26 protein-coding genes and 1 pseudogene are annotated in these 26,790 nt (G+C 54.9%); 13 read left to right on the plus strand and 14 right to left on the minus strand.

Annotated features, from left to right (window positions below; translation table 11 throughout):
- The first annotated feature begins 29 nt into the window (after nt 1–29).
- Nucleotides 30–2,246 carry a Zn(II)/Cd(II)/Pb(II) translocating P-type ATPase ZntA gene (zntA, locus tag H650_RS12725; protein WP_020455601.1) on the plus strand — a complete coding sequence of 739 codons (2,217 nt, stop codon included), beginning with the start codon at nt 30–32 and terminating at the stop codon, nt 2,244–2,246.
- On the opposite strand, the gene tusA is transcribed toward zntA, so the two are convergent.
- A complete protein-coding gene (gene tusA / locus H650_RS12730) occupies nt 2,243–2,488 on the minus strand; it encodes a sulfurtransferase TusA (RefSeq protein WP_025263810.1) in 246 nt (81 codons plus the stop codon). The genes zntA and tusA overlap by 4 nt on opposite strands.
- A gap of 187 nt (nt 2,489–2,675) precedes the next feature.
- Between tusA and H650_RS12735 the strand changes: the two genes are divergently transcribed.
- Both H650_RS12735 and H650_RS12740 read left to right on the plus strand, forming a co-directional pair.
- Nucleotides 2,676–3,341 (plus strand): 7-cyano-7-deazaguanine/7-aminomethyl-7-deazaguanine transporter, encoded by a 666-nt coding sequence (locus H650_RS12735; RefSeq protein WP_020455602.1) that lies wholly within the window; start codon nt 2,676–2,678, stop codon nt 3,339–3,341.
- Between the two features lie 72 nt (nt 3,342–3,413).
- Nucleotides 3,414–3,971: a DcrB family lipoprotein gene (locus H650_RS12740; RefSeq protein WP_020455603.1), complete on the plus strand. Its 558-nt coding sequence runs from the start codon at nt 3,414–3,416 to the stop codon at nt 3,969–3,971.
- A gap of 44 nt (nt 3,972–4,015) precedes the next feature.
- Here H650_RS12740 and H650_RS12745 read toward each other — a convergent pair whose 3' ends face one another.
- Entirely contained in the window at nt 4,016–5,215 is a 1,200-nt protein-coding gene (locus H650_RS12745) for an MFS transporter (RefSeq protein ID WP_020455604.1), read from the minus strand.
- A gap of 145 nt (nt 5,216–5,360) precedes the next feature.
- Here H650_RS12745 and H650_RS12750 point away from each other — a divergent pair, with 145 nt between their 5' ends.
- Entirely contained in the window at nt 5,361–6,410 is a 1,050-nt protein-coding gene (locus tag H650_RS12750) for an AI-2E family transporter (RefSeq protein ID WP_020455605.1), read from the plus strand.
- A gap of 3 nt (nt 6,411–6,413) precedes the next feature.
- Here the strand turns inward: H650_RS12750 and arnF are convergent, their stop codons facing one another.
- From arnF to H650_RS12790, 8 genes are all read right to left on the minus strand, one after another.
- Nucleotides 6,414–6,800, minus strand: coding sequence for a 4-amino-4-deoxy-L-arabinose-phosphoundecaprenol flippase subunit ArnF (gene arnF, locus H650_RS12755; RefSeq protein ID WP_020455606.1), 387 nt, complete (start codon nt 6,798–6,800; stop codon nt 6,414–6,416).
- Nucleotides 6,797–7,135 carry a 4-amino-4-deoxy-L-arabinose-phosphoundecaprenol flippase subunit ArnE gene (gene arnE, locus H650_RS12760; RefSeq protein ID WP_020455607.1) on the minus strand — a complete coding sequence of 113 codons (339 nt, stop codon included), beginning with the start codon at nt 7,133–7,135 and terminating at the stop codon, nt 6,797–6,799. The genes arnF and arnE overlap by 4 nt, the downstream gene beginning before the upstream one ends.
- A 13-nt stretch (nt 7,136–7,148) precedes the next feature.
- Nucleotides 7,149–8,807, minus strand: coding sequence for a lipid IV(A) 4-amino-4-deoxy-L-arabinosyltransferase (gene arnT / locus H650_RS12765; RefSeq protein ID WP_020455608.1), 1,659 nt, complete (start codon nt 8,805–8,807; stop codon nt 7,149–7,151).
- Nucleotides 8,804–9,706, minus strand: a complete 903-nt coding sequence (gene arnD, locus H650_RS12770) for a 4-deoxy-4-formamido-L-arabinose-phosphoundecaprenol deformylase (RefSeq protein WP_020455609.1) — start codon at nt 9,704–9,706, stop codon at nt 8,804–8,806. The genes arnT and arnD overlap by 4 nt, the downstream gene beginning before the upstream one ends.
- A gap of 2 nt (nt 9,707–9,708) precedes the next feature.
- Nucleotides 9,709–11,688 carry a bifunctional UDP-4-amino-4-deoxy-L-arabinose formyltransferase/UDP-glucuronic acid oxidase ArnA gene (gene arnA / locus H650_RS12775; RefSeq protein ID WP_020455610.1) on the minus strand — a complete coding sequence of 660 codons (1,980 nt, stop codon included), beginning with the start codon at nt 11,686–11,688 and terminating at the stop codon, nt 9,709–9,711.
- Nucleotides 11,685–12,668 carry an undecaprenyl-phosphate 4-deoxy-4-formamido-L-arabinose transferase gene (arnC, locus tag H650_RS12780; RefSeq protein WP_020455611.1) on the minus strand — a complete coding sequence of 328 codons (984 nt, stop codon included), beginning with the start codon at nt 12,666–12,668 and terminating at the stop codon, nt 11,685–11,687. Before arnC ends, arnA begins: the two co-directional genes overlap by 4 nt.
- 1 nt (nt 12,669) lies before the next feature.
- Nucleotides 12,670–13,806: a UDP-4-amino-4-deoxy-L-arabinose aminotransferase gene (gene arnB / locus H650_RS12785; RefSeq protein WP_020455612.1), complete on the minus strand. Its 1,137-nt coding sequence runs from the start codon at nt 13,804–13,806 to the stop codon at nt 12,670–12,672.
- A gap of 428 nt (nt 13,807–14,234) precedes the next feature.
- Nucleotides 14,235–14,741 (minus strand): phenolic acid decarboxylase, encoded by a 507-nt coding sequence (locus H650_RS12790; protein WP_020455613.1) that lies wholly within the window; start codon nt 14,739–14,741, stop codon nt 14,235–14,237.
- Between the two features lie 98 nt (nt 14,742–14,839).
- On the opposite strand from H650_RS12790, the gene H650_RS12795 reads away from it, so the two are divergent.
- From H650_RS12795 to H650_RS12830, 8 genes are all read left to right on the plus strand, one after another.
- Nucleotides 14,840–15,697 (plus strand): LysR family transcriptional regulator, encoded by an 858-nt coding sequence (locus H650_RS12795; protein WP_020455614.1) that lies wholly within the window; start codon nt 14,840–14,842, stop codon nt 15,695–15,697.
- Nucleotides 15,698–15,966: 269 nt separating this feature from the next.
- Entirely contained in the window at nt 15,967–17,538 is a 1,572-nt protein-coding gene (gene nikA, locus H650_RS12800) for a nickel ABC transporter substrate-binding protein (protein ID WP_020455615.1), read from the plus strand.
- A complete protein-coding gene (gene nikB / locus H650_RS12805) occupies nt 17,535–18,476 on the plus strand; it encodes a nickel ABC transporter permease subunit NikB (RefSeq protein WP_020455616.1) in 942 nt (313 codons plus the stop codon). The genes nikA and nikB overlap by 4 nt, the downstream gene beginning before the upstream one ends.
- Nucleotides 18,476–19,309: a nickel ABC transporter permease subunit NikC gene (gene nikC, locus H650_RS12810; RefSeq protein WP_020455617.1), complete on the plus strand. Its 834-nt coding sequence runs from the start codon at nt 18,476–18,478 to the stop codon at nt 19,307–19,309. The genes nikB and nikC overlap by 1 nt, the downstream gene beginning before the upstream one ends.
- Nucleotides 19,309–20,073: a nickel import ATP-binding protein NikD gene (nikD, locus tag H650_RS12815; protein WP_020455618.1), complete on the plus strand. Its 765-nt coding sequence runs from the start codon at nt 19,309–19,311 to the stop codon at nt 20,071–20,073. Before nikC ends, nikD begins: the two co-directional genes overlap by 1 nt.
- Nucleotides 20,070–20,855: a nickel import ATP-binding protein NikE gene (gene nikE, locus H650_RS12820; RefSeq protein WP_020455619.1), complete on the plus strand. Its 786-nt coding sequence runs from the start codon at nt 20,070–20,072 to the stop codon at nt 20,853–20,855. Before nikD ends, nikE begins: the two co-directional genes overlap by 4 nt.
- Nucleotides 20,843–21,244, plus strand: a complete 402-nt coding sequence (gene nikR, locus H650_RS12825) for a nickel-responsive transcriptional regulator NikR (RefSeq protein WP_020455620.1) — start codon at nt 20,843–20,845, stop codon at nt 21,242–21,244. The genes nikE and nikR overlap by 13 nt, the downstream gene beginning before the upstream one ends.
- A 132-nt stretch (nt 21,245–21,376) precedes the next feature.
- Nucleotides 21,377–22,171: an SDR family NAD(P)-dependent oxidoreductase gene (locus H650_RS12830; protein WP_020455621.1), complete on the plus strand. Its 795-nt coding sequence runs from the start codon at nt 21,377–21,379 to the stop codon at nt 22,169–22,171.
- A 17-nt stretch (nt 22,172–22,188) separates the two neighbouring features.
- Here the strand turns inward: H650_RS12830 and H650_RS12835 are convergent, their stop codons facing one another.
- Both H650_RS12835 and H650_RS12840 read right to left on the minus strand, forming a co-directional pair.
- On the minus strand, nt 22,189–23,166 hold the full coding sequence (locus tag H650_RS12835; protein WP_020455622.1) for an AEC family transporter: 978 nt from the start codon (nt 23,164–23,166) through the stop codon (nt 22,189–22,191).
- Nucleotides 23,167–23,503: 337 nt separating this feature from the next.
- Entirely contained in the window at nt 23,504–23,977 is a 474-nt protein-coding gene (locus tag H650_RS12840) for a hypothetical protein (protein WP_110093625.1), read from the minus strand.
- A gap of 611 nt (nt 23,978–24,588) precedes the next feature.
- On the opposite strand from H650_RS12840, the gene H650_RS12845 reads away from it, so the two are divergent.
- Nucleotides 24,589–25,176 carry a DUF4291 domain-containing protein gene (locus tag H650_RS12845; protein WP_020455624.1) on the plus strand — a complete coding sequence of 196 codons (588 nt, stop codon included), beginning with the start codon at nt 24,589–24,591 and terminating at the stop codon, nt 25,174–25,176.
- Between the two features lie 291 nt (nt 25,177–25,467).
- On the opposite strand, the gene H650_RS12850 is transcribed toward H650_RS12845, so the two are convergent.
- Nucleotides 25,468–25,986 carry a DUF4303 domain-containing protein gene (locus H650_RS12850; protein ID WP_020455625.1) on the minus strand — a complete coding sequence of 173 codons (519 nt, stop codon included), beginning with the start codon at nt 25,984–25,986 and terminating at the stop codon, nt 25,468–25,470.
- 345 nt (nt 25,987–26,331) lie between these two features.
- Nucleotides 26,332–26,742 (minus strand): annotated as a pseudogene (locus tag H650_RS26225) (RHS repeat-associated core domain-containing protein); the annotation flags it as partial.
- Nucleotides 26,743–26,790 lie beyond the last annotated feature (48 nt).

Genomic DNA, 26,790 nt, shown 5'->3' on the forward strand with positions numbered 1-26,790 from the left:
GAGAAAATTATCATTCACCGGAGGATGCCATGCCTGCCCCCACCTCATCGCCTGAATTGAAAAAAGCGCCGCAATTCGCGGCGGTTAAGCTGCGGCCGATAGAAGAAAAAACGACATCCTGCTGCACCGACGGCCACTGCGAAGAACGCGAAACGCCAGAAATGACCGCCGAAGGCGAACGTTATAGCTGGCAGGTTGACGGTATGGATTGCGCCGCCTGCGCCCGCAAAGTGGAAAACGCGGTGCGCCAGATCGAAGGCGTCGGCCAGGTTCAGGTCGCCTTTGCCACCGAAAAACTTATCGTCGTTGCGCAAGATGATGTGCGTGAGCGCGTAGAACGCGCCGTACAACAGGCCGGATATCAACTGCGCAGCGAAAACGCACCGGCGCCAGAAACTTCACGGCTGCGCGAAAACCTGCCGCTTCTCCTTTTAATTGCAATGATGGCGCTCAGTTGGGGGCTGGAACAGGTCAACCATCCTTTCGGCCAGATGGCGTTTATCGCCACCACGCTGGTCGGGCTGTGGCCGATTGCCCGCCAGGCGCTGCGCTTAATGAAAAGCGGCAGTTGGTTCGCCATCGAAACGTTAATGAGCGTGGCGGCCATCGGCGCGCTGTTTATTGGCGCGACGGCGGAAGCGGCGATGGTGTTGCTGCTGTTTTTGATTGGCGAGCGGCTTGAAGGCTGGGCCGCCAGCCGTGCGCGGCGCGGTGTCAGCGCGTTAATGGCGTTAAAACCGGATACCGCAACACGTCTGCGCAACGGTGAGCGCCAGCGTGTCGCGGCAAGCGATCTGCAACCGGGTGATGTGATTGAAGTCCCGGCGGGCGGGCGTTTGCCTGCGGATGGTCGGCTGGTCTCGCCGTTTGCCAGCTTTGACGAAAGCGCGTTAACGGGCGAATCGGTGCCGGTCGAGCGCGCAGAAGGTGAAAGCGTTCCGGCAGGTGCCACCAGCGTTGACCGTCTGGTGCAGCTTGAAGTGGTTTCTAAACCGGGTGAAAGCGCGATTGACCGCATTCTGAAACTGATTGAAGAAGCAGAAGAGCGCCGCGCGCCGATTGAGCGTTTTATCGACCGTTTCAGCCGTATTTACACCCCGGCTATCATGGCCGTGGCACTGCTGGTCGCCATCGTTCCACCGCTTTTGTTTGCGCAGCCCTGGCTTGCGTGGATCTACAAAGGGCTGGCGCTGCTGCTGATTGGCTGTCCGTGCGCGCTGGTGATCTCCACACCAGCGGCGATCACCTCGGGCCTTGCGGCGGCGGCACGTCGCGGTGCGCTGATTAAAGGCGGTGCGGCACTGGAGCAGCTCGGCAGCATTCGTCAGGTGGCGTTTGATAAAACCGGCACGCTGACCATCGGCAAACCAAAAGTCGCCAGTATCACGCCGTTTTCCGGTACTGAAGAGGCCGAATTACTGGCGCTGAGCGCCGCGGTTGAACAGGGTTCCACCCACCCGCTGGCGCTGGCCATTGTGCAGGAAGCGCAGCGACGTGCGCTGGCGATTCCGGAGGCTCTGGGGCAGCGCGCGCTGGCGGGCAAAGGCATCGAGGCGACGATTAACGGGCAGCAGGTGCTGATCAGCGCGCCGGACAAATTGCCGCAAGGTGCGCTTCATGACACCGTACTGGCGCAGATTGTGCAGCAGGAAAGCCATGGGCAAACCGTGGTGGTGGTACAGCGCGGCGGCGAGGTTATCGGTACGATCGGCTTGCAAGATACGCTGCGCGATGACGCCAGAGAAGCCGTTGCCGCCCTGCATGCGCTCGGTGTACAGGGCGTGATCCTCACCGGCGACAACCCGCGCGCCGCTGCGGCCATTGCTGGTCAGTTGGGGCTGGATTTCCGCGCTGGCTTGCTGCCGGAAGATAAAGTCGATGCGGTACACAAGCTCAACCAGCAAGCGCCGCTGGCGATGGTTGGCGATGGCATTAACGATGCGCCCGCGATGAAAGCTGCAACCATCGGTATCTCGATGGGGAGCGGAACGGATGTCGCGCTGGAAACCGCCGACGCCGCGCTCACGCATAACCGGCTGACTGGCCTGGGGCAGATGATCCGCCTGGCGCGCGCCACGCACAGCAATATTCGTCAGAACATCGCCATGGCGCTCGGCTTAAAAGCGATTTTTCTGGTGACAACGCTGCTCGGCGTGACCGGTCTGTGGCTGGCGGTGCTTGCCGATACAGGCGCCACAGTGCTAGTAACCGCCAACGCGCTGCGCCTGTTGCGCACAAAAGATTAGTGGTTTTTACGCACTACATAGCGGTACGGCAAAGACTCGGTTTGCCCGGCGACCAGCTCGTGTTCCATAAAACGGCAAAAGCCGGGAATATCGCGGGTGGTTGCCGGATCGTCGGCGATAATCAGCAATGTTTCGCCGATTTGCATATTGCGCACGGTTTTGCGCACCATCATCACCGGCTCCGGGCAGCGTAAGCCCTGAGCATCCAGCGTATGGTCGGCGGTGGAAAACGGATCGGTCATCTTCATCTCGCAAGGGAAAAAACCGCATTAGTTTACGCCGCCTTTTTTGTGACGCAAGCGAGGTTAACGATTGCGCTAAAATTAACCATTGCATCCCACTGCGTTTGCAGTATCATGCGGCGGCTCTGCTCGTCAGAGCATAAAAAGTACTGGGTTCCCTCACCCCATTTACCAAAAAGGTCACAATATGACGCACTTTTCAAACGCACAGCGCATGAAGGCGCTGGTCTGGCTTTCGCTTTTTCACCTGCTGGTGATCATCTCCAGTAACTATCTGGTGCAGTTGCCGGTTTCTATCTTTGGTTTCCATACCACCTGGGGCGCATTTAGCTTCCCGTTTATCTTCCTGGCGACAGATTTAACCGTGCGCATTTTCGGCGCGCCGTTAGCCCGGCGAATTATCTTCGCGGTGATGGTGCCCGCGCTGCTTGCCTCTTACGTTATCTCCTCGCTGTTCTACATGGGCAGCTGGCAGGGTTTCGGCGCGCTGGCGCATTTCAATTTGTTTGTCGCCCGTATCGCCACCGCCAGCTTTATGGCTTACGCGCTGGGGCAAATTCTCGATGTGCATGTCTTTAACCGCCTGCGCCAGAGCCGCCATTGGTGGCTCGCGCCAACCGCGTCGACGGTTTTTGGTAACGCCAGCGACACCATCGCCTTTTTCTTTATCGCTTTCTGGCGCAGCCCGGATGCGTTTATGGCGCAGCACTGGACGGAAATCGCGCTGGTGGATTACAGCTTCAAAGTGCTTATCAGCATCGCGTTCTTCCTGCCGATGTATGGTGTGTTGTTGAATATGTTGCTGAAAAGACTGGCAGACAAATCTGAAATTAGCGCGTTGCAGGCGAGTTAAAGGTACGGCTTATCAGATGTGATAAGATGCGCCGATGAGCCGTTATGGCTGTTTATTGAAAGGAAGAAGTCAATGCGCAATCTGGTGAAATATGTCGGTATCGGCCTGCTGGTTGTTGGGCTGGCTGCCTGTGATAACAGCGACAGCAAAAAACCTGTTCATGGTGCTGCCGCCGAAAGCAACGCCAACGGTCAACCGGTAACCCTGCTCGACGGCAAACTCAGCTTCTCGCTGCCTGCGGATATGACCGATCAGAGCGGTAAACTGGGCACGCAGTCCAATAATATGCATGTGTATTCCGATGCCACCGGTCAGAAAGCGGTAATTGTAATTGTCGGCGACAACACGACAGAAGAGTTAAGCGCGCTGACAAAACGACTGGAAGAGCAGCAGCGTAGCCGCGACCCGCAGTTGCAGGTGGTCACCAACAAATCCATCGAACTGAAAGGCCAGAAACTGCAACAGCTCGACAGCATTATCTCCGCGAAAGGCCAGACGGCATGGTCTTCAGTGGTGCTGGGTAAAGTTGATGACAAACTGCTGACCATCCAGGTGACGCTGCCGGCGGATAACCAGCAGCAGGCGCAAACCACGGCGGAAAACATTATTAACACCATCGTAGTGAAATAAGCCGCTCTGAACATGAAAAAGGGAACCTGACGGTTCCCTTTTTTCTACCCGGCAACCGCCACCGGCTTATGCCGCAGCCGCCAGGCCAGCAGTAAGGCTATTGCCACCAGTCCTGCGGCGGCGAAATAGATAGCCGAGACACCCGCCTGCGCCATCAGTAACCCCGCCAGCGGCCCGGTTATCCCCAGCGATAAATCCATAAACACGGTGTATGTCGCCAGTGCTGAGCCCTGGTTATGCTGCGGAACCGCGTTGACTGCCACGACGCCCAGCGCCGGAAAAACCAGCGAGAAACCGGCCCCGGCAAGGAACACACCGAGTTTAGCCATCCACGGATCCACCGCCAGGCCAACCAGCACCAGCCCAAGAGTTTCGACCACAAAACAGAGCATCGCCACATTTAAACCGCCGAAGCGATTAATCCCATTCGGAAACAGCAGACGCGCGCCAACAAAGGCACAGCTAAAAAGAGTGAGGGCAAACGCCGCATCTTCCCAGCCTTTCGCATCGTAATAGAGGGTAATAAAGGTGGCGATGACGCCAAAACCGGTTGTACCCAGCGCCAGCGCCACCCCGTACAGCCAGACGCGTCCCAGCACGGCGCGAAACGGCAGCGGCTTGCCTTTGCTGGCTTTCACCGCCGCACGCGGCAGCGCCAGTAATATTGCCAGCAGCGCCACGCCCATAATGGTCAGCGAGAGTCCATGCAGCCCGCCGTACTGATAACAGACCACTCCGAGCGGTGCGCCGATGGCCATCGCGCCATAGGTGGCAATACCATTCCACGAAATCACCCGCCCGATATGTATCGACCCGACCACACCCACGCCCCAGAGCGTCGCGCCGGTTCCGGCGAAACTCTGACCAATGCCTAAAATGACGCGCCCCAGACAAAGCAATATCAGGCCTAACACACCAACACTGCCGTCAACACCCGCCAGCAAATAGCTCAGGCCGCTCAGAAACGCGCCGCATAAACCAAAGATCACCACTTTTTTTGGCCCCAGCAGGTCGGCATAGCGTCCGGCATGCGGTCGGCTCAGTAGCGTTGCGAAGTATTGCAGGCTGATCACCAGACCGGCCCAAAACGCGCTATAGCCCATCACATCATGAACATAGCCAGGGAGCACCGCCAGCGGCAGGCCAATAGTGAGGTAACTGGCGAAGTTAAACATAACGACGGACAAAATCCGCAGATTGAGGCGCAATCCGCTTAGCGCCGGTTCGGCGGCGTTTTCAGGCATGGAGTTTTACTCAGCTTTTCACAACAGTGTTTCACTATTACCACGTGATGAAACAGAAAGCAGCATTCACTTTAAGAATATCTCTGGCGGGCGAAGGTGTGGCGGGGCACTACACTTAACGGGCCGATGACAAAAGGAATTAACCATGACACATCCTCAACCCGATCGGGCGGGTTTACATATTCTGTTAAAGCTGGCTTCGCTGGTGATCATTTTGGCCGGCATTCATGCTGCGGCCGACATTATTGTGCAGCTTCTTCTGGCACTGTTTTTCGCGATTGTTCTCAATCCGCTGGTTACCTGGTTTCTCCGGCGCGGCATTTCGCGCCCGGTGGCGATCGGTATTGTGGTGCTGGTGATGCTGGTTTTTCTCACCGCGCTGTTCGGCGTGCTTGCCGCGTCGGTCAACGACTTTATGACGCTGCTGCCAAAGTACAACCGCGAATTCACTAAGAAATTTATGCAGTTGCAGGATGCGATGCCGTTTCTTCGCTTGCACATGTCACCAGAACGTATGCTGCAGCGGATGGACTCGGAGCGAGTGATGGGCTTTGCCACCACCATGGCGACTCAGCTCTCGAACGCGATGGCCAGCATTGTCCTGCTGGTGATGACCGTGGTGTTTATGCTGTTTGAAGTGCGCCACGTACCTTATAAGCTGCGCTTTGCGCTGCATAACCCGCAAATTCATATCGCCGGACTGCACCGCGCGCTGAAAGGCGTTTCCCACTACCTGGCACTGAAAACACTGTTGAGCGTGTGGACAGGCCTGATTGTCTGGGTCGGGCTGGTATTTCTGGATGTGCAATTTGCGCTGATGTGGGGGGTGCTGGCGTTCCTGCTCAATTACGTACCCAATATCGGCTCGGTGATCTCCGCTATCCCGCCAATGATCCAGGCGCTGCTGTTTAACGGCACGTACGAATGTTTGCTGGTGGGCGGCCTGTTCCTTGTGGTGCATATGTTGCTTGGCAACATCCTGGAACCCCGCATGATGGGCCACCGCCTCGGGATGTCGACGCTGGTGGTGTTTTTATCGTTATTGATTTGGGGATGGCTGCTTGGCCCGGTGGGAATGCTGTTGTCAGTACCGCTAACCAGCGTGTGTAAAATCTGGATGGAAACCACCACCGGCGGCAGCAAGCTGGCGATTTTACTGGGACCAGGCAGACCGAAAAGCCGCCTGCCCGGGTAATCGTTATTTTTTGGGGCGGTCGGGCAAAAAGATAACCAGTACGCCCGCCACAATCACCAGCACACCCAACGCTCCGCGCAGGGAAAACGGTTCGTGCCATCCGGGAAGCCAGATGGCCGCCGCCCACACCAGGATGTAGCTCAGGCTCAGCAAAGCATAAGCCTTACTGAGCGGCAAACGGTGCAGAGCAAAGTACCAGCAGCCCATTGATGCCAGATACCCAAACAGCCCAAACATCAGCGCCAGCGTCCCTTTTTGCGGTTGCAGCAACGCCGAGACAAAAGACCAGGAAAATGTCACCGGTGGCAGCGACACCATGGCATAGCGCAACATCAGTTGTGCGCCGCTTACCAGCAACACACTGAGTAACGCCCAATGCAGCCCCTTCATAGCGAGCTCCCCAGCAACACAATGCCAGTGATAATCAGCGCCACGCCGAACGCATGGCGAACGCTTACCGGCTCACGCCAGAGAAAACGCGCCGCCAGCGTCACCCAGACAAAATTAAGGCTCAACATCGGGTATGCCACGCCAACAGGAATGCGCTGCAAAACCAGCAGCCACAGCGCCATGCCCGCGCCGAGTGCCATCAGTGCGAGCCCCAGCCACAGGCCAAGATGCTTGTTACGCTTATCCATCGGCACCGGGCGTGTCGCCTGCTTCTGGCACAGTTGGCCTGCGCAACTGAGCAGGCTTGCCAGCGCGAGCCAGAGCCAGCTGGTCATTGCGGCTTACTCATCATTGCGGAAAGTACTGAATAAAGACCATACGCCCCTGTACATAAACGTTGTCCGGTTTCGGTATCGGCATGCGGGTAAAGTCATCCTTTTTCGACTGGTGCAGCACCAGTGAAATAACCCCTTCCTGACGATGTTGTGACAGCCAGTCGGTGAAATCGTCTTCGCGTACAAACCGCCCTTCGCCATCAGGGTACGACATACCGTACGTTAACTCACCGCGCGTGCCAAACAGCATGATGTCTGAGCGTTTCAGCTCCCAGGCCAGACCTGCGGCAACCCCGACGTTATCGGCCAGCACATAGCGGCTCGGCGTCAGCGGCTCGTTAACAAAGTTGATCAAAAATTGCGGCTGCTTGGAATCCATCACCTTATCCGGGATAACGATCCCCACCAGCAGCGCAATCGCCAGCGGGCACAGCGCCGCATATGACCAACGCTCTGCGCTGGCTCGCAAGGTAAACAGCCCAACCAGCGCCCACGCCAGAAAAGCAAACGCCGCCAGCGCCGCTTTGTAGACCTCAATTTGCGTCCATACCGGATGTTTCAGGAAGCCCAAAGGCGACACCACCAGCGCGGCAATCACGCCAACCAGGCCAAAACCGATATTGCTCCACGCATTGACACGCAGCGCGCGCCCGTTGGTTTGCGCCATCTGCATGGCATAACGCGCCATCAGTATCGCCAGCGGCGCGAAACAGGGCAGAATGTAAGTCGGCAGCTTCCCTTTAGCGATGCTGAAAAACAGCAGCGGCATCACCACCCAGCCCAGCAGATAAAACGCTTCCCGCACGCCCTCTTTACGCGCCAGCCAGCCCGTTTTCAGCGCACCGGGCAGCAGCGCCAGCCACGGCAACGAACCTAAAATCAGGAACGGTATGTAATACCAGAACGGCGCTTTGTGTTGTGCGTCCTGCTGCGCAAAACGTTGGATATGTTCCACCCAGAAGAAGTAGCGCCAGAAATCAGGCTCGCGCGAGGCAATCGCCAGCCCCCATGGCAGCACCGTCAGCACGCAGCAGATCACGGCCAGCCAGCCCCAGAGCAGAACCTCTTTCCAGCGTTTGTGCACAATCACCCACGGCAGCACGCCAATCACCGGCACTGCCAGCGCAAGAAAACCTTTGGTCATCACGCCCATGCCGCACGCCACGCCAAGCAGGACATAGCCGCCAAACTTACTGCGTAACGTGTTCGCCTGCGCAGCCAGCCAGAAGCTGAGCATCGCCAGCGTCATCCACAGCGTGATCATCGGGTCGAGCACCGCATAAGTGCCAATGCCATACACCAGAAACGCGGTCAGGAAGATCACTGCCGAGAGCACGGCAGTGCGTTTGTCGCGCCACATTTTCCACGCCAGCGCGCCCACGAGCAGCGCCGATACGATGATGGAGAAAACGGAGCCAAGGCGCACGGAGACGTTATTATGGCCAAACAGCCACTGCGCAATGCTATTGATCCAGTAACCGGCGATGGGTTTTTCAAAATAACGCAGGCCAAGGAAATGCGGCACAATCCAGTCGCCGCTGGTGAGCATTTCACGGCTGATCTCCGCATAGCGGGTCTCATCCGGCTGCCAGAGCAGACGATATTCCAGGGGAACAACATAGTAGAGGGCGATCAGCGCAACCAGCGCCAGACCATAGTGAATGGATTTCATAACCCAGGACTCAACAGTTGTTGGCAACCCAGCCAGCCTTCCCGGCCAGCCACTTCTCCGCGTACCACTTTGCCTGCTGGTAGCGTCTCTAACGATTCCGGCAACAGCTGGCTTAACGGGCAAAAAGCGATGCCTTCGCGCGCCGCCATGCTCAGCAGTTCATCGAAACCTTCCGCGCCGATAATGCCTTCCACCTCGGCGTGGATGGTATAAACCGGCGTGCCGCTATCCTGCTTCATCGCGTCAAGAATGAAGCGGTTGTAGTGCTCCGCCGCCACCGAAATGCCAACGGCCTCATCCCAGGTGGGTAGCGTGACCGGGATTTGCGGAGCTGCATAGGTATTCTCGGCGATGAGCGGGCGAAACGGCTGCGTGCCACGACAGTCGCTGTTATAGCGGAAATTAAAATTCGATTTGGCTTTCACCACTCGCTGATCGGCGCGCCAACCCGCCACGGCGGAACAGCTCACAGACCGGCCAATTATCAGCTCCAGCGCCAGTAATCCGCGCTCAATTTCCGCTTCGAGATGGGCCTGATCCCACACACCACTCCAGCGCTGCCAGCCATGGTGATCCCACGCATGCAGCCCCACTTCGTGCGCCTGCGCGGTTTTGCGGATAACGTCCGCGTTGCCTTCACCGATAAGTCTGCCGGGCCACGCGGTGCCCGCCAGTAAAATATCCCAGCCGTAGAGCGATGCCGCGCGCGAGCGCAGCATCTTCCACAGAAATTTCGGCTTAAGCAGGCGCCAGATGTGGCGCCCCATGTTGTCCGGCCCGACGCTAAAGAAAAAGCTCGCCTGGATATTGTGTTTTTTCAATAGCTCCAGCAGGCGCGGAACGCCGTCACGCGTGCCGCGAAAGGTATCGACATCAATACGTAAGCCGACGTATTTCATGCTTATTTCTCATCCGTCAGTTCAACGGTACGCAGGAAGAAATCCAGCGTTTCGTCAATGGTCTGGCGCATATCCACAGTCGGTTCCCAGTGCAGGCAACGTTTGGCGTTACGGATACTCGGTTTGCGGTGTTCCACATCCTGGTAGCCTTTGCCGTAGTAGCTGCTGCTCTCCACTTCGCGGAAACCCGCGAACGGCGGGAAGCGATCGCGCAGCGGGTGTTTTTCAAAACTTGCCAGCAGCATCTCGGCCAGCTCTTTAATGCTCGCTTCGTTGTCCGGGTTACCAATGTTGATGATCTGCCCGTCGCAGCGCCCATCTTTGTTTTCGATAATGCGGAACAGGGCTTCGATACCATCGCTGATATCGGTAAAGCAGCGTTTCTGTTTACCACCTTCGATCAGCTTGATCGGCGAACCCTCTACCAGGTTGAGGATCAACTGGGTGATGGCACGCGAGCTACCGATACGTGCAGCGTTGAGGTTATCCAGGCGCGGCCCCATCCAGTTAAACGGACGGAACAGGGTGAATTTCAGACCGTGCTTGTCGCCATATGCCCAGATCACGCGGTCGAGCAACTGTTTCGATACCGAGTAAATCCAGCGCTGTTTGTTGATAGGCCCAACAACCAGATTCGAGTTGTCTTCATCGAAGTTGTTGTCGGTGCACATGCCGTACACTTCCGACGTCGACGGGAAAATGATGCGTTTGTTGTACTTCACGCAGTCACGGATGATTTTCAGGTTCTCTTCGAAATCCAGCTCGAACACGCGCAGCGGGTTACGGGTGTATTCGATAGGCGTCGCGATAGCCACCAGCGGCAGCACCACGTCGCATTTTTTAATGTGGTATTCGATCCATTCGGAGTGAATGCTGATATCGCCTTCCACAAAGTGGAAACGCGGATTGTCGAGGAAACGGCTGATCGCATCCGATCCAATATCAAGACCGAAAATCTCGTAGTTATCGTCACGCAGCAGACGTTCGGTCAAATGGTTACCGATAAAACCGTTCACGCCCAGGATCAACACGCGGGTGCGGCGTTTTACCGCCACTACCGGTTTGCTGGTCAGCAGCGCGCCAGCCACCAGGCCGAGCGACTGCGCCAGCTGGGCGCCCTGCATATACACGCCGTTGTCCATCTGGCCGGTGAGGATCTCCAGCGCGCCATCGCCACAGGCGACCAGCAGCGGCGAAACAGAGAGCACAGTGCCCGCGCGAGCCGGAGCTACGTCGGTGCGTACGCGGGATTTCCAGACGATAAATTTATGCGTACCGGCATAGCTGTACGCGCCCGGCCACGGGTCAGAAACCGCGCGCACCAGGTTTTGCAGCGTTTGGGCGGGTTTTTCCCAGTCCAGACGGCCATCTTCCGGCGTACGGCGGCCATAGTAGCTGGCTTTGCTGTCGTCCTGCGCCGTTTCGCTGAAGGTTTGCGTTTTAATCGTCGGCAGCACGCTGGCCAGCATACCTTTTGCGGCTTCCGCTAATTTGCGGTGCAGCGACAGCGCTTCATCGTTCTCGGCAATGGCTACGCGCTGTTGCGCGATAATCGCGCCCGCATCCGCGCGGGAAACCATGCGGTGCAGCGTGACGCCAGTTTCGCTTTCGCCATTGACCAGCACCCAGTTCAGCGGTGCGCGACCACGGTAAGCAGGCAACAGTGAGCCGTGGAGGTTAAATGCGCCGATCCGTGCGGTATTGAGAATGTTGTCGCACAGTAAATTGCGGTAATAGAAAGAGAAAATCACATCCGGGTTCAGATCGCGAATACGATCGACCCACAGCGAGTGGTTGACATCGTCCGGGGCATAAACCGGGATGCCACGTTCAGCGGCAATACGCGCCACCGAACCGAAAAAGTGGTTTTCATTGGCACTGTCGGGATGGGTAAAAATCGCCGCAATCTCGAAACCTGCATCCAGTAACGCTTGTGTACCGACACATCCCATATCGTGGTAAGCAAAGACAACGGCTTTCATTGATTTTTTTCCTCTTGCGAAACGTCATTTTCCTGACGAACAACACGTTGAATAAAGTAGCGGGGACGCGCGCGAACATCGTTATAGATGCGCCCGATATACTCCCCAAGTAGCCCCATGCCGATAAACTGCGCGCCAATAAAGGTGAAGAGGATGGCGAAGAGCATAAACACCCCTTCTCCCGCCCACTGCGGGCCAAACGCCAGACGCAGCACCACCAGCAGCACGGCGAGCGAAAAGCCCAACACGGCGATCACGCTGCCAAACACGCTCAGCAAGCGCAGCGGCGTGGTGGTCAGGCAGGTCACCAGGTCGTACATCAGGTTAATCAGGCGCATAAAGCTGTATTTGGAATCGCCAAACTCGCGTTCCGCGTGTTGCACGGGGATCTCCACCGCGCGACGGGCAAAGGTATTGGCGAGGATCGGGATAAAAGTGCTGCGCTCATGGCAGTGCAGCATGGCATCAACAATATGGCGGCGGTACGCACGCAACATGCAGCCGTAATCGCCCATCGCTTTACCGGTGGTGCGCTGGATCAGACGGTTGATGGTGCGCGAGGCCATTTTACGAAACAGGCTGTCCTGGCGGTTTTGCCGCACCGTGCCCACCACGTCATACCCCTCATTGGCTTTCGCCACCAGACGCGGGATCTCCTCCGGCGGGTTTTGCAAATCGGCATCCAGCGTGATGATCAAATCACCGGTGACATGGCTGAATCCGGCCATAATCGCCGAGTGCTGACCGTAGTTGCGGTTCAGCAGCACCGCGACAACGTGGCTGCCGGGTTGTTCTGCCGCTTCACTTAACATCAGCGCAGAGTTATCGCTACTGCCGTCATCCACCAGCAAAATTTCGTAATCGATGCCCAGTACATCGCAGCTTTCGGTGGTGCGGCGAATCAACTCCGGCAAGCTCTCTTGCTCGTTGTAGACCGGGATCACCACAGAAACTTTTTCTACAGGCGGTAAATTAAACATATCAGCGCCCTGCAATGTTGCGGAGCGCGTGAATGACGCGGGTTGTGTCGTCATGGGTCATATCCGGGAAAAGCGGTAGCGAACAGATACGCGCACTGTTCCACTCCGTATTGGGTAAAGAGAGGGGGAAGCGTTCGCGGTAATACTTCTGCGTATGGGCCGCGCGAAAATGCAGGCCGGTGCCAATGCCTTGCGCTTTCAGGGTTTCCATCAATGCGTCGCGGGAGATACCGCAACGTTGCTCATCGACGCGAATAATAAACAGGTGCCAGGCGTGCTGGTGCGACCATGACGGCAAGGCCAGCGGCTGAAACGGCGTATCCGCCAGTTCCTGCAAATAACGCTGGGCGATCTCCTGGCGGCGGGCATTAGCGGCGGGCAGTTTGCCAAGTTGCACCAGCGCAATCGCCGCGTTGATATCTGCAAGATTGTATTTAAACCCTGGGGAGATCACTTCGGCCTGCGGGGCGCGGCCGTGAGTCTGACGGTCGTAAGCATCGACGCCCAGGCCGTGGAACTTCAGGCTGCGAATGCGGTTCGCCAGTTGTTCGTCATCCGTCACCACCAGCCCACCTTCCGCGCAGGTCATATTTTTAATGGCGTGGAAGGAGAAAATAGCGGTGCCGCGTGAGCCAACATGCTGGCCTTTGTAGTACGTTCCGGCGGCGTGAGCAGCATCTTCAATCACCGGAATGCCGTGCTTCTCGCCAAGCGCGCGAATGGCGTCGATATCCGCCGGTGCACCGGCGTAATGCACCGGGATAATCGCTTTGGTACGCGGCGTGATAGCCGCTTCGATAGCTTCCGGCGTGACCATCAATGTCTCTTTATCGACATCGATCATCACCGGCGTCGCACCGAGCAGCACAATCATATTGAGGGTGGAAACCCAGGTCAGCGACGGGGTAATCACTTCATCCCCGGCGCCAATACCGAGTGCCATCAGGGTGACGTGCATGCCACCCGTCGCCGAGCTAACGGCAATGGCGTGGCGGTTGCCCGTCAGTGTACAAAAAGCCTCTTCAAGCGCCTGATTTTTGGGGCCGGTCGTGATCCAGCCGGATGCCAGCACTTGCTGAATGGCTGCGAACTCTTCATCCCCCATTGACGGGCGTGAGAACGGTAAAAAATCACTCATCGTTTTTCCTTGGCGTCACTGACGCGTTAACGAACCGCCACAAAGACACGTTGCGGCTAGTGAGTAAAATGGCGGATGAAAGTTAAACCAAAATATAATGAATGCGCGTTTCCTGCATTTATTATTCGTTACGGTTAGTCGGAGAATGCTACCAATTGAATATTAGGACAAGATTAAGAAAAGGGGGAAATGATAAACTTAACAAATATAAAATAATTTTTTCCAAACAATAGGTTACAAATGAAAACAGCAAAATCCTAACGTGATGAATGTCAAAAAACTGAAATATTTAACGCCCTTGTAATGCATACAAAGGCGTAAGCGTAGTTATTTAAACGGCGCATCAACGAATGCACGAAAATTAATATCATTATGCAATGAATTATTTCATTCGTTATCAGCAAAATATATTAAATAGCGTGAAATTTTTATGACAAATTCTGCGGGAAGTTGGCCGGTAATTCACTGGCAGCGCAGTTAATCACGCTGTCATTATTTTCGCCGCAATCACGCACAAACGTAATGGTCGCGAACTCATCGATCACTTCAGTAGGGTAAGCCGGACCAGCCGCACGATAACACTCCATCAACGGAATGTGATCGTTCTGGAAGCAGACGGTTTTTTCCGGATTATTGATAACCCAGCGCGGGAAGAAAATGGTGCCGTGGAACAAGCGATCCCCAAGGTTCACAATCAGGCTGACATCGGTGCCGGTCGGTTCGGTCCAGGAAATTTTATAGATACTTTCGCCAACGCGAACAATGTAGGCCTGCTGATTTTTCACCCAACGGTTCGCCACGATACCGCTGTGGATCCGGTAATCGAGCGTCGTGGCGTTTTTCACATAAATCTCGTAGTTCCAGCCATTATCGTAGGTATAAACCAGATGTTTGCCGACGAAACCGCTCAAATCATGTTTATCAAAGGTGCTCATTTTTACTCTCCTCTGGTGTTTGAAATGATCCTACGCCTGCAAAAAACGAATGAATAACGCTATATTTGCATCAAATTCATTCATTTTTTAGATGAGTTATGCACAAGACGACGCTGGAACAATGGACGCTGCTGCAAAAGGTGGTGGAGCTGGGGAGCTTTGCGAAAGCGGCGGAAGAGACGCATCGCAGCCAGTCATCGGTCAGTTACAACCTGGCGCTGTTGCAGGAGCGGCTCGGCGTTGCCCTGCTGGTACAGGAAGGGCGGCGCGCGGTGCTTACCCCGGCGGGTGAGTTGCTGCTCAACCAGGTAAAACCGTTGCTCAAGGCATTCGATTGGGTAGAAACCCGCGCCGCCACGCTGCGCAATGGCATGCGCACGCGGCTTGATTTAGTGGTCGACAGCATTTTCCCCCGCGCGCGGCTGTTTGCCATTTTGCGCCAGTTTCAGCAGCGTTATCCGCAAACGCAGGTGCGGCTGACCGAAGTGCTGGAGACCGCCTCCAGCGAGTTGCCGGTGCATGCGCAAGCGGATGTGATGATACTGACTCGCCGCCAGGATATGACCGGGCGCGGCGAATGGCTGATGAACATTGATTTTGTCGCCGTGGCGCACCGCGATCACCCGCTGTGCGCGGCGGAACAGGTAAGCGAAGAGATGCTCGCCAGCTGGCCGCTGATCCGCATTGCCGAAAGCGACCATCGCCAAAGCCCGGTGGCGCAGGAGTCGTGGACATTTTCCACCATCGATGCGGCGGTGGAAGCTGTGCTGTATCAGGTGGGTTACGGCTGGCTGCCGGAGGAGCGTATCCAGCCCTTACTTGACAGTGGCGTACTCAAAACGCTGCCGCTCAGCCACGGTACGCGCCGCGCCACACCGCTGCACCTGATTGTGAAAAAAGACCTCGCGCCGCTTGATGAGCAGGTAGAAATGCTGCTGCAACTGTTTAAGGGATAGCGCTCTCATCCTGAATGTCTGCAAGCGGCTTTTCAACGTCACTTGATGTGTCTCGCTCAATGCTTACGCCAGCAAAGCGATAACCCCGACGAATAAGTCACCTTGCGCATTCCGGGTGTTCGTTTCGCCAGTAAGCAATACACCTCACGCTAAATGCGATAAATCCCTGTTAAAAACAGGGCTTTTGATCCAGAACATACTATTCGTATGATGAATTACTAAAATCGTCATACTTTTCTCGCCACCGACTTTTCATCAGGAAACCGAACGTGTCTTTCTATCGTCAGGCTGGCGCTCTGCTTCTGCTCTGCGCATCCTTTGCCGTTTTCGCGGCACAAAACACCCTAACCACCGCCTGGCCGGTGAATGTTGGCCCACTCAACCCGCATCTTTACACGCCAAACCAGATTTTCGCGCAAAGCATGGTGTATGAACCGCTGGTGAAATACCAGGCCGACGGCAGCGTGAAACCCTGGCTGGCGACAAGCTGGACACACTCGGAGGATGGCAAAACCTGGGTCTTCACCCTGCGCGACGGGGTGACGTTTTCCAACGGCGAACCGTTTGACGCCGCCGCCGCCGCGGAGAACTTCCGCGCCGTGCTGGATAACCGCCAGCGCCACGCCTGGCTTGAGCTTGCCAACCAAATCACCGACGTCAAAGCCCTAAGCCCCAAGCAGTTACAAATCACTCTGAAAAGCGCCTACTACCCTTTCCTGCAAGAACTCGCCCTGCCCCGCCCGTTCCGCTTTATCGCCCCGTCGCAGTTTAAAGACCATGAAACACTGAACGGGATTAAAGCGCCCATCGGCACCGGCCCGTGGGTGTTACAGGAATCAAAGCTGAACCAGTACGACGTGCTGGTACGGAATGAACACTACTGGGGCGCGAAACCGGCAGCTGGCAAAATTATCGTCAAAGTGATCCCAGACCCGACCAGCCGCGCGGTGGCATTTGAAACCGGCGATATCGATCTGCTTTACGGCAACGAAGGTTTACTGCCGCTGGATACGTTTGCCCGTTTCAGCCAGAACCCCGCCTGGCGCACCCAGCTCTCTGCACCAATGGAGACAGTGATGCTGGCGCTGAACTCCACGCATGCGCCAACCAATGAGTTAGCCGTGCGCGAAGCGCTGAACTACGCGGTGGATAAGAAAACGCTGGTCGATGGCGCACTGTATGGCACGCAGCAGGTTGCCGACACGCTGTTCGCCCCTTCCGTGCCGTATGCCAATATCGGCCTGAAACCGCGCCAGTACGATCCGGCGCAGGCGCGCGCGCTGCTGGATAAAGCGGGCTGGCTGCTGCCCGCCGGAAAAACCATCCGCGAAAAAGCAGGCCAGCCACTGCATATTGAGCTGGCCTATATCGGCACCGATGCGCTGAGTAAGTCGATGGCCGAAATCATTCAGGCCAACTTCCGCCAGATTGGCGTAGATGTCGCCCTGATCGGCGAGGAAGAGAGCAGTATTTATGCCCGTCAGCGCGATGGCCGTTTCGGCATGATTTTCAACCGCACCTGGGGCGCACCGTACGATCCGCATGCGTTTATGAGTTCAATGCGCGTGCCGTCGCATGCCGATTACCAGGCACAGTTAGGCCTGCCGGACAAAGCGATTATCGACAAAGAGATTGGCGAGGTGCTCACTACCAGCGATGACAGCGCGCGTCAGGCGCTGTACCGGGATATTCTCACCCGTTTGCACAACGACGCGGTTTATCTGCCCATCAGTTACATCTCGATGATGGTGGTGGCAAAACCGCAGCTCGGCACGATTCCGTTTGCCCCGATCGCCTCGGAGATCCCGTTTGATCAGATAACCCCGGACGCCGCGCCATGAGCCGCTTTTTACTGCACCGTCTGCTGCTGTTGATCCCGATGATCGTAGCCGCCTCGGTGGTGATTTTCCTGCTGCTGCGCCTTGGCGCCGGGGATCCGGCGATGGATTATCTGCGCCTGTCGAATCTGCCGCCAACACCGGAAATGATTGCCGCTACCCGCATTCAGCTGGGGCTGGATCAGCCGCTCGCCAGCCAATATCTGCACTGGCTGTGGCGCGCACTGCATCTTGATTTCGGCATTTCGTATGCCACGCAGCGCCCGGTGCTCGACGATGTGTTGCATTTTCTGCCCGCGACATTGCAACTCGCAGGCGCGGCGCTGGCGCTGATCCTGCTCACTTCCGTACCGCTTGGTATCTGGGCGGCGCGTCACCGCGATGGTCTGCCGGATTTTCTGGTACGCGCGGTGGCGTTTCTTGGCGTGTCGATGCCGAACTTCTGGCTGGCTTTTCTGCTGGTGATGTTTTTTTCTGTGCATTTGCAGTGGCTGCCTGCAATGGGCTACGGCGGCTGGCAGCACCTGATCCTGCCTGCGGTGTCGATTGCCTTTATGTCGCTGGCCATCAACGCCCGTCTGCTGCGCGCCAGCATGCTGGAAGCCGCCGGGCAACGCCACGTGACGTGGGCGCGGCTGCGCGGGTTAAGCGATAAGCAGACCGAGCGGCGGCATATTCTGCGTAACGCGTCTCTGCCGGTGATCACCGCGCTGGGGATGCATATCGGCGAGCTGATTGGCGGTACGATGATCATCGAAAGCATCTTCGCCTGGCCCGGTATTGGCCGCTATGCCGTATCGGCAATCTTCAATCGCGACTACCCGGTGATCCAGTGCTTTACGCTGGTGATGGTGCTGGTTTTTGTGCTGTGCAATCTGGCAGTCGATCTGCTGAGCGCAGCGCTCGATCCGCGCATTCGCCACCATGAAGGAGCGCACTGATGCACTTTATAAAAACGGCCCGCTGGCCAGTGCGTTTCGCGCTGCTGATCCTGCTGTTACTGCTGGTGATTGCCCTGACCTGCCAGTGGTGGACGCCGTACGATCCGCAAGCCATCGATTTACCCGCGCGCCTGTTGCCGCCGGGCAGCCAGCACTGGCTCGGCACCGACCATCTGGGACGGGATATTTTCTCACGCTTAATGGCCGCCACACGGGTGTCGCTGGGGTCGGTGATGATGTGTCTGCTGCTGGTGCTGGCGCTTGGTTTAAGCGCAGGCGGCTGCGCCGGGCTGCTCGGCGGGCGCGTCGATCAGGCCATCATGCGCGTGGCGGATATCTTTATGACCTTTCCCACCTCGATCCTGTCGTTTTTTATGGTCGGCGTGCTTGGGACAGGGCTGACTAACGTGATTATTGCCATCGCGCTTTCACACTGGGCCTGGTATGCGCGCATGGTGCGCAGCCTGGTGATCTCCTTGCGTAGCCGCGAGTACGTGCTGGCGGCGCGTTTAAGTGGCGCGAGTTATCTGCATGTGTTTCGCGATCATCTGGCGGGAGCGGTAGTGCCTTCGCTGCTGGTACTGGCGACGCTGGATATCGGCCATATGATGCTGCACGTCGCCGGGATGTCGTTCCTCGGGCTTGGCGTCACCGCGCCAACACCGGAATGGGGCGTGATGATTAACGACGCCCGGCAATATATCTGGACGCAGCCACTGCAGATGGTCTGGCCGGGGCTGGCGCTGTTTATCAGCGTGATGGCGTTTAATCTGGTGGGCGACGCGCTGCGCGACCATCTCGATCCCCACCTGGAAACGGAGCACGCCCACTGATGCCTGCACAACTGAGCCTGCAAAATATCACCCTGCACGCGGAACGCCCGCTGGTACAGGAGGTGTCGTTAACCCTGCAACGCGGGCGCGTGCTGGCGCTGGTAGGCGGTAGCGGCAGTGGCAAATCATTAACCTGTGCGGCGGCGCTCGGCGTGCTGCCTGCTGGCGTACGGCAAACGGCCGGTCGGCTGCTGGCCGATAATCAGCCCATCACACCGCAAGCACTGCGTGGTTCGACGGTTGCCACCATTATGCAAAACCCGCGCAGCGCGTTTAACCCGCTGCGCACCATGACCGCTCATGCACGGGAAACCTGCCTGGCTCTCGGTAAACCCGCCGATAACGCCACACTGATCGCGGCATTGCAGGATGTCGGGCTGGAGGACGCCGAACGTGTGCTCACGCTTTACCCGTTCGAGATGAGCGGCGGCATGTTGCAACGCATGATGATCGCCATGGCGCTGCTGAGCAATGCGCCGTTTATCGTCGCCGATGAACCGACGACCGATCTCGACGTGGTGGCGCAGGCACGCATTCTCGATTTGCTGGCGCAGATTATGCGCGAACGTCAGCCCGGCATGCTGCTGGTTACGCACGATATGGGCGTGGTAGCGCGGCTGGCGGATGATGTCGCGGTAATGGACAACGGGCGCATTATCGAACAGGGCGCGGTGGAAACCCTGTTCAGTACCCCACAACAGGCAGTGACCCGCGAATTAGTCGCGGCCCACCTGGCGCTGTATGGACTGGAGCTGGCGCAATGAACCTTCTTGATGTGCGCGGTGTGTCGCACACCTACCACCAGCGACCGGTGCTGGACAATATCTCTTTTCAGTTAAAAAGCGGGGAAACCGTGGCGCTGCTCGGGCGCAGCGGCTGCGGGAAAAGCACGCTGGCGCGGCTGCTGGTAGGGCTGGAATCGCCAGACGAAGGCGAAGTGCGCTGGCAGGGTACGCCGTTGAAGCAGCTTAACGCCCGCGCCCGCCAGGCGTTTCGCCGCGATATCCAGATGGTGTTTCAGGATCCGGTCAGCGCGGTGAACCCGCGTAAAACCGTGCGCGATATTCTGCGTGAACCGCTGCGCCATCTGTTATCACTGCCCAACAGCGAGCAGCAGGCACGTATCCAACAATTGCTGGAAGATGTCGAGCTGGATACCTCTCTGCTCGATAAACGCCCTCCGCAATTGAGCGGTGGGCAGTTGCAGCGCGTTTGCCTGGCGCGCGCGCTGGCGGTGGAACCCACGCTATTGATTCTGGATGAAGCGGTTTCCAGCCTGGATTTAGTGCTGCAAGCGGGCGTTATCCGACTCTTACAGCGGTTACAACAGCGTTCCGGCGTGGCTTGTCTGTTTATCACCCATGATTTGCGGCTGGTGGAGCGCTTTTGCCAGCGCGTGCTGGTGATGGAGAGCGGCGCGCTGGTGGAAACGCTCGACGTCACTTCACCGCTGCGCTTGCGTTCACCGGCAGGCCAGGCGCTGCAGCAGGCGGTGCTGCCCGCCTTCCCCCTCTCATTACAAAGGACACAACCATGCAACGCGTGACCATAACACTGGATGATGACCTGCTCGATACGCTGGACAACCTTAGCGCACGGCGCGGTTACAACAACCGTTCGGAAGCGCTGCGGGATATTTTGCGCGGCGCGCTGGCACAGGAGTCCGAGCAAAACAATGAACAGCAGGGTTACGCGGTGCTGTCGTATGTGTATGAACATGAGAAGCGCGACCTGGCGAGCCGCATTGTCGCCACGCAACACCATCATCACGACTTATCTGTCGCCACGCTGCACGTGCATATCAGCCACGACGACTGCCTCGAAATCGCCGTGCTGAAAGGCAAAATGGGCGATGTGCAGCACTTCGCCGATGACGTTATCGCCCAGCGCGGCGTGCGTCATGGCCATTTACAGTGTCTCGCCGCCGAAGAGTAACGTTGCCGCCGTCATACCGTGGCGGGTATTAACCCGACACACACATTTTATGAGCAACAATTGGCAACGCGCGCTGTGTCCCAACTGCTAGCCTTAATACATTTGTGAAATCCACTGGATAAGGGGCAGACAATGAAAATCTCACTCGACGGTAAAGTCGCGCTGGTCAGCGCTTCAACGGGCGGTATTGGTTTTGCCATTGCTAAAGGGCTGGCAGAAAGCGGCGCGGAAGTGATCCTTAACGGGCGCAGCGAAGGTTCGGTGAATGAGGCAAAAGCGGCGCTGGAAAAACAGGTGCCGGGTGCGAAGCTGCGTACCGCCGTTGCCGATCTCGGCACAGCGCAGGGCGTGGAAACGCTGCTGAAAGCGAGCGGCGAGGTCGATATTCTGGTGAATAACGCCGGGATTTACGGCCCGCAGGATTTTTACGCCACCGACGATGCGACCTGGGAAAATTACTGGCAAACCAATGTGATGTCTGGCGTGCGCCTCTCGCGTTCGCTGCTGCCCGCAATGGTGAAAAAAGGCTGGGGGCGCGTGGTGTTTATCTCTTCTGAATCGGCGCTGAATATCCCGGCGGATATGATCCATTACGGCGTGACGAAAACCGCGCAGCTTTCGCTGGCACGCGGGCTGGCGAAATTTGTCGCCGGCAGCGGCGTCACTGTTAACAGCGTACTGCCCGGACCAACCATGTCAGACGGTTTTGCCGGCATGATGAAAGAAGAGATGGAAAAGACCGGGAAATCGCTGGAAACGCTGGCGAAAGAGTTTGTGATGGCCAATCGCCCGAGTTCAGTTATCCAGCGCGCCGCCACCGTGGAAGAGGTGGCGAATATGGTGGTCTATGTCTGTTCGAAACAGGCTTCCGCCACCTCCGGCGCAGCGCTGCGCGTGGACGGCGGCGTGGTGGATGATATCGTTTGACGGCTTTCCGGCTGGCCTCAGGGCCAGTTCGGATAGAAATGCGTCATCAGGATCATAAACAGCGGCGTGGTCACGGTCGACAGCAGAGTGGAAAGCAGCATGCTGGTCGCCGTCGCGCCCTGTAGTACCTGGAATTTTTGCGCCATCAGATAGACGTTAATCCCCACCGCCATCGACCCCAGCAACACCACCACCTGGCTCTCTTCGCGCGGCAGATGCAGCAACCAGGCAATCAACCAAATCAAAGCAGGCATCAACATCAGTTTCAGCAAGCAGATGGTCAAACTTTCCGCTAATCCTTTGCGGATCTGGTAGCGCGACAAGCTCATGCCGAGGGTGATGAGCGTTAATGGCGCGGCGACCTGCGCCACCATGCTCACCGGGCTATCGAGGAACGGCGGCAGAGGGCGATGAATCAAAAAACTCCAGGCGAACCCGCTGAAGATACCGATGATAATCGGGTTGCGCAGCACGCTCACCAGCGTTTTGCCAATCCCCCGCACCGAGAAGCTGCCGTTTTGCGCCCACTCCACCGACACGGTCACCAGGGTCCATAAAATCAGGCTGTTAAACACCAGCACCAGCGCCACCGACGAGAGGCTCGATGCGCCAAGTAAAATAATGGCAACGGGAATGCCCAGCATCACGTTATTGGAAAAAATGCCCGCCAGGCCGAACACCGAGGCCGATACCGCGTCCATACGGAACAGGCTTTTCGCTGCGATGCGCCCAATCACATAGATAACAAAACAGGTGCCGAAGTAGGCAATCAGCAGCCGCATATCCACCGGCGGGCTTTCGAAGAACTTGCTCATCACTTTGAACAGCATGCATGGAATGGCTACGTTAAAACAGAAGCGGTTGAGCCCTTCGTTAACCGATTCAGGCCAACCGGCGAAGCGCCCGAGGCAATATCCCAGCGCAATCAATAAAAAAAGCGGTGCAGAGAGCAGCAGTTGTTGCGCGAGCTGCGCGAAGAATTCAGCCGTATCCATTCTTTACCCTGTAAATGTAGCGAGCGGTTATTTTCTTTTGTTTTTCGCAGTATAGGGGAAGGTATCACCGCCGTCAGCGTGCCTGACGCCCGCTTTGAGGTTTTAGCTGAAAAAAGCATGTCGGCTCACAGCACTGGCGTTAACGCCTGCTGCCTCCATGCGCCTGCAGGGGATTGTCGCCTGGTCAAGCAGCTGCGATTAATGGTCGATAGTATTGTGTATTAGCTGGGTACGATGGCGTTGTTAATATCGATATAAAAACTCTGTTGAGTTTGCCTTTAGCACAAAAATATTGCCTCAGACATCATTATCAACAGAGTTTTCGAAAAGAGGCTTATTATCTGTTTACCCAGCCGGAATGATCGCACACATAAATTTCATTAAGCGATAAATCATGTGGGATTTGCCCAAGGGAATCGGCAATCTCATCATATGGTGGCGGCAACGTAAATGAGAGACCGTAGTCCTGGTCAACAATCAGCGCACCATTCAGGATTCGCAGGTCTTTACTACGCTGAGAAAGTTCTTGCATGGTTATACCGGCATACAATCTATTTTTATATTTTCCGGCATATTTTTCATTGCAGCCGACTGAAACAATAATATCATCCGTGGTGGTTATTATTATTAGCGTGCCATTTTGTATCGAATAAGCATACCGGATTTCACTGGACGGTGCAGGCAGAGAATACTCTTTAATTTCTACAGTATAATTATTAAAAATGTCTTCCAGGTAAAGGTCAATGGAATCGCCAAGAAGAACATTACCTAATGATATAAAGCTCACAATATCCGCGTTAAAGTCAACCATAAACATCCTTCCGTAACCATTAACCCATCTCTGATGCACGATATATAAAATTAAGTAAACCCAGGATAAACCAATACTAGATGCGAGTAATTTCTTTTATCATTTCCTTGAAAGGATGCGCTTTTCTATGCAGTGTAGCGCATGCATTAGCTTTTCTTTTATAAATATTTTTTCATCGAATAACGGCTGTTATGTCCATAAAATAATGTACGACAAATCGTATACGTTATATTTTCATTATAAAAACTACGGTTATTGGTAGGTCTACCCGTCATGTTTCGAACACATTTTATCACTGGTATGCGTTTCAAGTCTGATAAGGAATTTCCGAAAGGCGTATGCATTGCTTATGCTATCAATCACATCGAATGAAAAACAGTTAGCGGCATAATTAAGAGCGACAACATTTCCCGTTGCCAGAGATTGTCGATTAATATTTTTTATGGTGAATGTAATTTGTTACATCAGTAGATTGGAAATGCGGCTGGCTTATGACTGAGATTATTCGAACACTAATAATTCTTATGCTTCGGTATGGTGCTTATCCTCGACGTTAAACGCTGTGCTAGAATGACTAGGCAATATGTTCACTTAGGATGAGTACACGAATAATGAAAAAAAACCAGGCAGATGAATTAACTGCCGAAAAGCAATTAAGAGCATTCTACAACAACGATTTTATCCGCGTTTACCAGGCTTATTCCGACACCATTGCAGACAGCGCGCTTGCGCATGGCACCTTCGTCTCGCCGCCTTTCAGTATGACCCGCATGACGTGGATTAAGCCCTCTTTTCTGTGGATGATGTACCGCTCCGGCTGGGGAAAGAAAGATCCAAATCAGCACCGGATTCTGGCGATTGATCTTACCCATGGCGGGTTTAAGCAAATCCTTAATCAGGGAATTTTGAGCCATCACCGGTACTCAGGCGCAGAAGAAGCTGAATGGCAAAGCCAAATAAAGGCGTCAGATGTGGTGATCCAGTGGGATCCGGAGCGTGATATCCGTTTGAACAAACTGGATCACCGCACGATACAGATAGGATTACGCAATCAGGCGGTCGCCGATTACTGTCAGAAATGGATTGTAAACATTACCGATGTTACAGAACTTGCCGCGAAAATTCATGAATTGGTAGAGAGTGAGCGCATTAATGAAGCACTTGCGTTGTTACCGGAAGAGAGGGTTTATGATATTTGATTGAGAAGTTAGATATAAAGTAGAAGGATGGTATGTAATATAATGAAAACTTCAGATGAGCAGTTTTTAACATACGTTATTTTATATATTTGATATTGAAATTAAAGTCATCCGAAATTTTAAGAGATTAATTTGAAAATTAAGCAATCCCTCGGCACAACTGAATTAATCAATTATTTTAAGAAAATACATCTTCAACTTATTACCTTGCTGGCACCATCCCATGCGTCCCAGCATTTATTTCACTCATAACATTTAGAGTAATTAATTTACTGAATAATATAAATAACCTCAGTCATATCTCGAAAGAAAATAGGATTTGATAGGCTCATCATTAATTAAATCAGCAGATATGTTCTCAATGTTTTCTGCTTCATCATCATCAGTGATAGATACGAACAACGCTGAAGTGCTTAACTCTGGAGCTAGTTCACTTAGTTTTATTTTTTTTAGTACATTTATAAGCATTTGAATAAGCTTGTTCTTAAATTGCACAAAATTTCCCCTATCAGAAGATTCTCTTAGAGACTTACTAATATTAGAAAAATTTTCTCCATAAAATCCCTCATATGCCCATTCTGATGTAGCCCATTTATAATAACTTTGAGTTTCCTTACTTTTATCTTCTTCAACATTAAGAATCGAATGCAAGCGTTCTTCAGAGTTTGCGCTCAATGATACTGTCATAGCGCTACTGTCTGTATAAAGCGAGAACGCATAAAAATTCTCATCAGGTTTTTCAGTGAGAAGTTTCTTAATAGCCTCAAACGTAGCCTGGAAACATTTATCTTCCAATTCATCCCAGTTCATATATCACCTCTAGGTTCAGCTTCCGAACACTTCCATCCCAATTCTCTGAAGTGCTGCTTTCATTTCATTTGTAGCGTCAACGGCATTTAATCCTCGACTACTTATGGCTTCATGTGCAGCTTCAAGCTTATTTGCAACAAGTTTTGCATTTGCAACAGTATGGCCCCTGTTTTCTGCCCACATAAGTGCAGAAACGTCTTCTACTGGGTTAATCTCGTATATTTTCAGAATATTCCCACTCCTTTTTAACGCTTCCTGCATAGGTGGAGATCTAGAGAAATCACCTTTAAATACAATATGGTGAGCATGAAGATTAACCATTGAGGCGGGAGGGGTGGTTCCTGACCTTTTAGCAAAATAAGTTCCCCAATCTCTGTCGAGACATGTAGAAGCTAATCCTAGCGGATCAATCCAAATCAATGGATCCACCACATACGTATAGGTATTCAGCCCACCCAGTAACCCTATCGGGTCCAACTGGGTGTAACGTCCGCCGCAGGGGTCGTAGTAGCGGAAGGTGTTGTAGTGCAGTCCGGTTTCGCGGTCGAGGTACTGCCCCAGGAAGCGCAGGTTCTGCGGCACATCCCAGTCCGCGTTGCTGCTTTCCCGCTCGCTGCGTCCCTAGGTGGTGGAAATGCCCTGCCAGACAACGTCGCCGCTGCTGTCGGTCACTTTTTCCGGCAGACCGTTCAGCTCCGTGTGATACCAGTAAACCTCCGCGTGCCCGCCGCGGCTGTCGACGCGGGCCAGCGGTTCGTTACAGGTTAGAGTACATAAAACTTATCGACATCAAAAATATCCTAT

This window comes from Enterobacter sp. R4-368 (genome assembly GCF_000410515.1).
Classification (GTDB): Bacteria; Pseudomonadota; Gammaproteobacteria; order Enterobacterales; family Enterobacteriaceae; genus Kosakonia.

Coding starts and splice junctions, on each gene's coding strand:
- arnT (WP_020455608.1), bottom strand. CDS start 8,807: ATGAAATCCATTCACTATGGTCTGGCGCTGGTTGCGCTGATCGCCCTC.
- arnF (WP_020455606.1), bottom strand. CDS start 6,800: ATGAAGGGGCTGCATTGGGCGTTACTCAGTGTGTTGCTGGTAAGCGGC.
- H650_RS12740 (WP_020455603.1), top strand. CDS start 3,414: ATGCGCAATCTGGTGAAATATGTCGGTATCGGCCTGCTGGTTGTTGGG.
- nikB (WP_020455616.1), top strand. CDS start 17,535: ATGAGCCGCTTTTTACTGCACCGTCTGCTGCTGTTGATCCCGATGATC.
- H650_RS12850 (WP_020455625.1), bottom strand. CDS start 25,986: ATGAACTGGGATGAATTGGAAGATAAATGTTTCCAGGCTACGTTTGAG.
- tusA (WP_025263810.1), bottom strand. CDS start 2,488: ATGACCGATCCGTTTTCCACCGCCGACCATACGCTGGATGCTCAGGGC.
- arnE (WP_020455607.1), bottom strand. CDS start 7,135: ATGACCAGCTGGCTCTGGCTCGCGCTGGCAAGCCTGCTCAGTTGCGCA.
- H650_RS12745 (WP_020455604.1), bottom strand. CDS start 5,215: ATGCCTGAAAACGCCGCCGAACCGGCGCTAAGCGGATTGCGCCTCAAT.
- nikD (WP_020455618.1), top strand. CDS start 19,309: ATGCCTGCACAACTGAGCCTGCAAAATATCACCCTGCACGCGGAACGC.
- H650_RS12790 (WP_020455613.1), bottom strand. CDS start 14,741: ATGAGCACCTTTGATAAACATGATTTGAGCGGTTTCGTCGGCAAACAT.
- arnA (WP_020455610.1), bottom strand. CDS start 11,688: ATGAAAGCCGTTGTCTTTGCTTACCACGATATGGGATGTGTCGGTACA.
- arnB (WP_020455612.1), bottom strand. CDS start 13,806: ATGAGTGATTTTTTACCGTTCTCACGCCCGTCAATGGGGGATGAAGAG.
- nikR (WP_020455620.1), top strand. CDS start 20,843: ATGCAACGCGTGACCATAACACTGGATGATGACCTGCTCGATACGCTG.
- arnC (WP_020455611.1), bottom strand. CDS start 12,668: ATGTTTAATTTACCGCCTGTAGAAAAAGTTTCTGTGGTGATCCCGGTC.
- nikE (WP_020455619.1), top strand. CDS start 20,070: ATGAACCTTCTTGATGTGCGCGGTGTGTCGCACACCTACCACCAGCGA.
- H650_RS12795 (WP_020455614.1), top strand. CDS start 14,840: ATGCACAAGACGACGCTGGAACAATGGACGCTGCTGCAAAAGGTGGTG.
- H650_RS12840 (WP_110093625.1), bottom strand. CDS start 23,977: ATGGTTGACTTTAACGCGGATATTGTGAGCTTTATATCATTAGGTAAT.
- H650_RS12830 (WP_020455621.1), top strand. CDS start 21,377: ATGAAAATCTCACTCGACGGTAAAGTCGCGCTGGTCAGCGCTTCAACG.
- arnD (WP_020455609.1), bottom strand. CDS start 9,706: ATGAAATACGTCGGCTTACGTATTGATGTCGATACCTTTCGCGGCACG.
- H650_RS12735 (WP_020455602.1), top strand. CDS start 2,676: ATGACGCACTTTTCAAACGCACAGCGCATGAAGGCGCTGGTCTGGCTT.
- zntA (WP_020455601.1), top strand. CDS start 30: ATGCCTGCCCCCACCTCATCGCCTGAATTGAAAAAAGCGCCGCAATTC.
- nikC (WP_020455617.1), top strand. CDS start 18,476: ATGCACTTTATAAAAACGGCCCGCTGGCCAGTGCGTTTCGCGCTGCTG.
- H650_RS12835 (WP_020455622.1), bottom strand. CDS start 23,166: ATGGATACGGCTGAATTCTTCGCGCAGCTCGCGCAACAACTGCTGCTC.
- H650_RS12750 (WP_020455605.1), top strand. CDS start 5,361: ATGACACATCCTCAACCCGATCGGGCGGGTTTACATATTCTGTTAAAG.
- H650_RS12845 (WP_020455624.1), top strand. CDS start 24,589: ATGAAAAAAAACCAGGCAGATGAATTAACTGCCGAAAAGCAATTAAGA.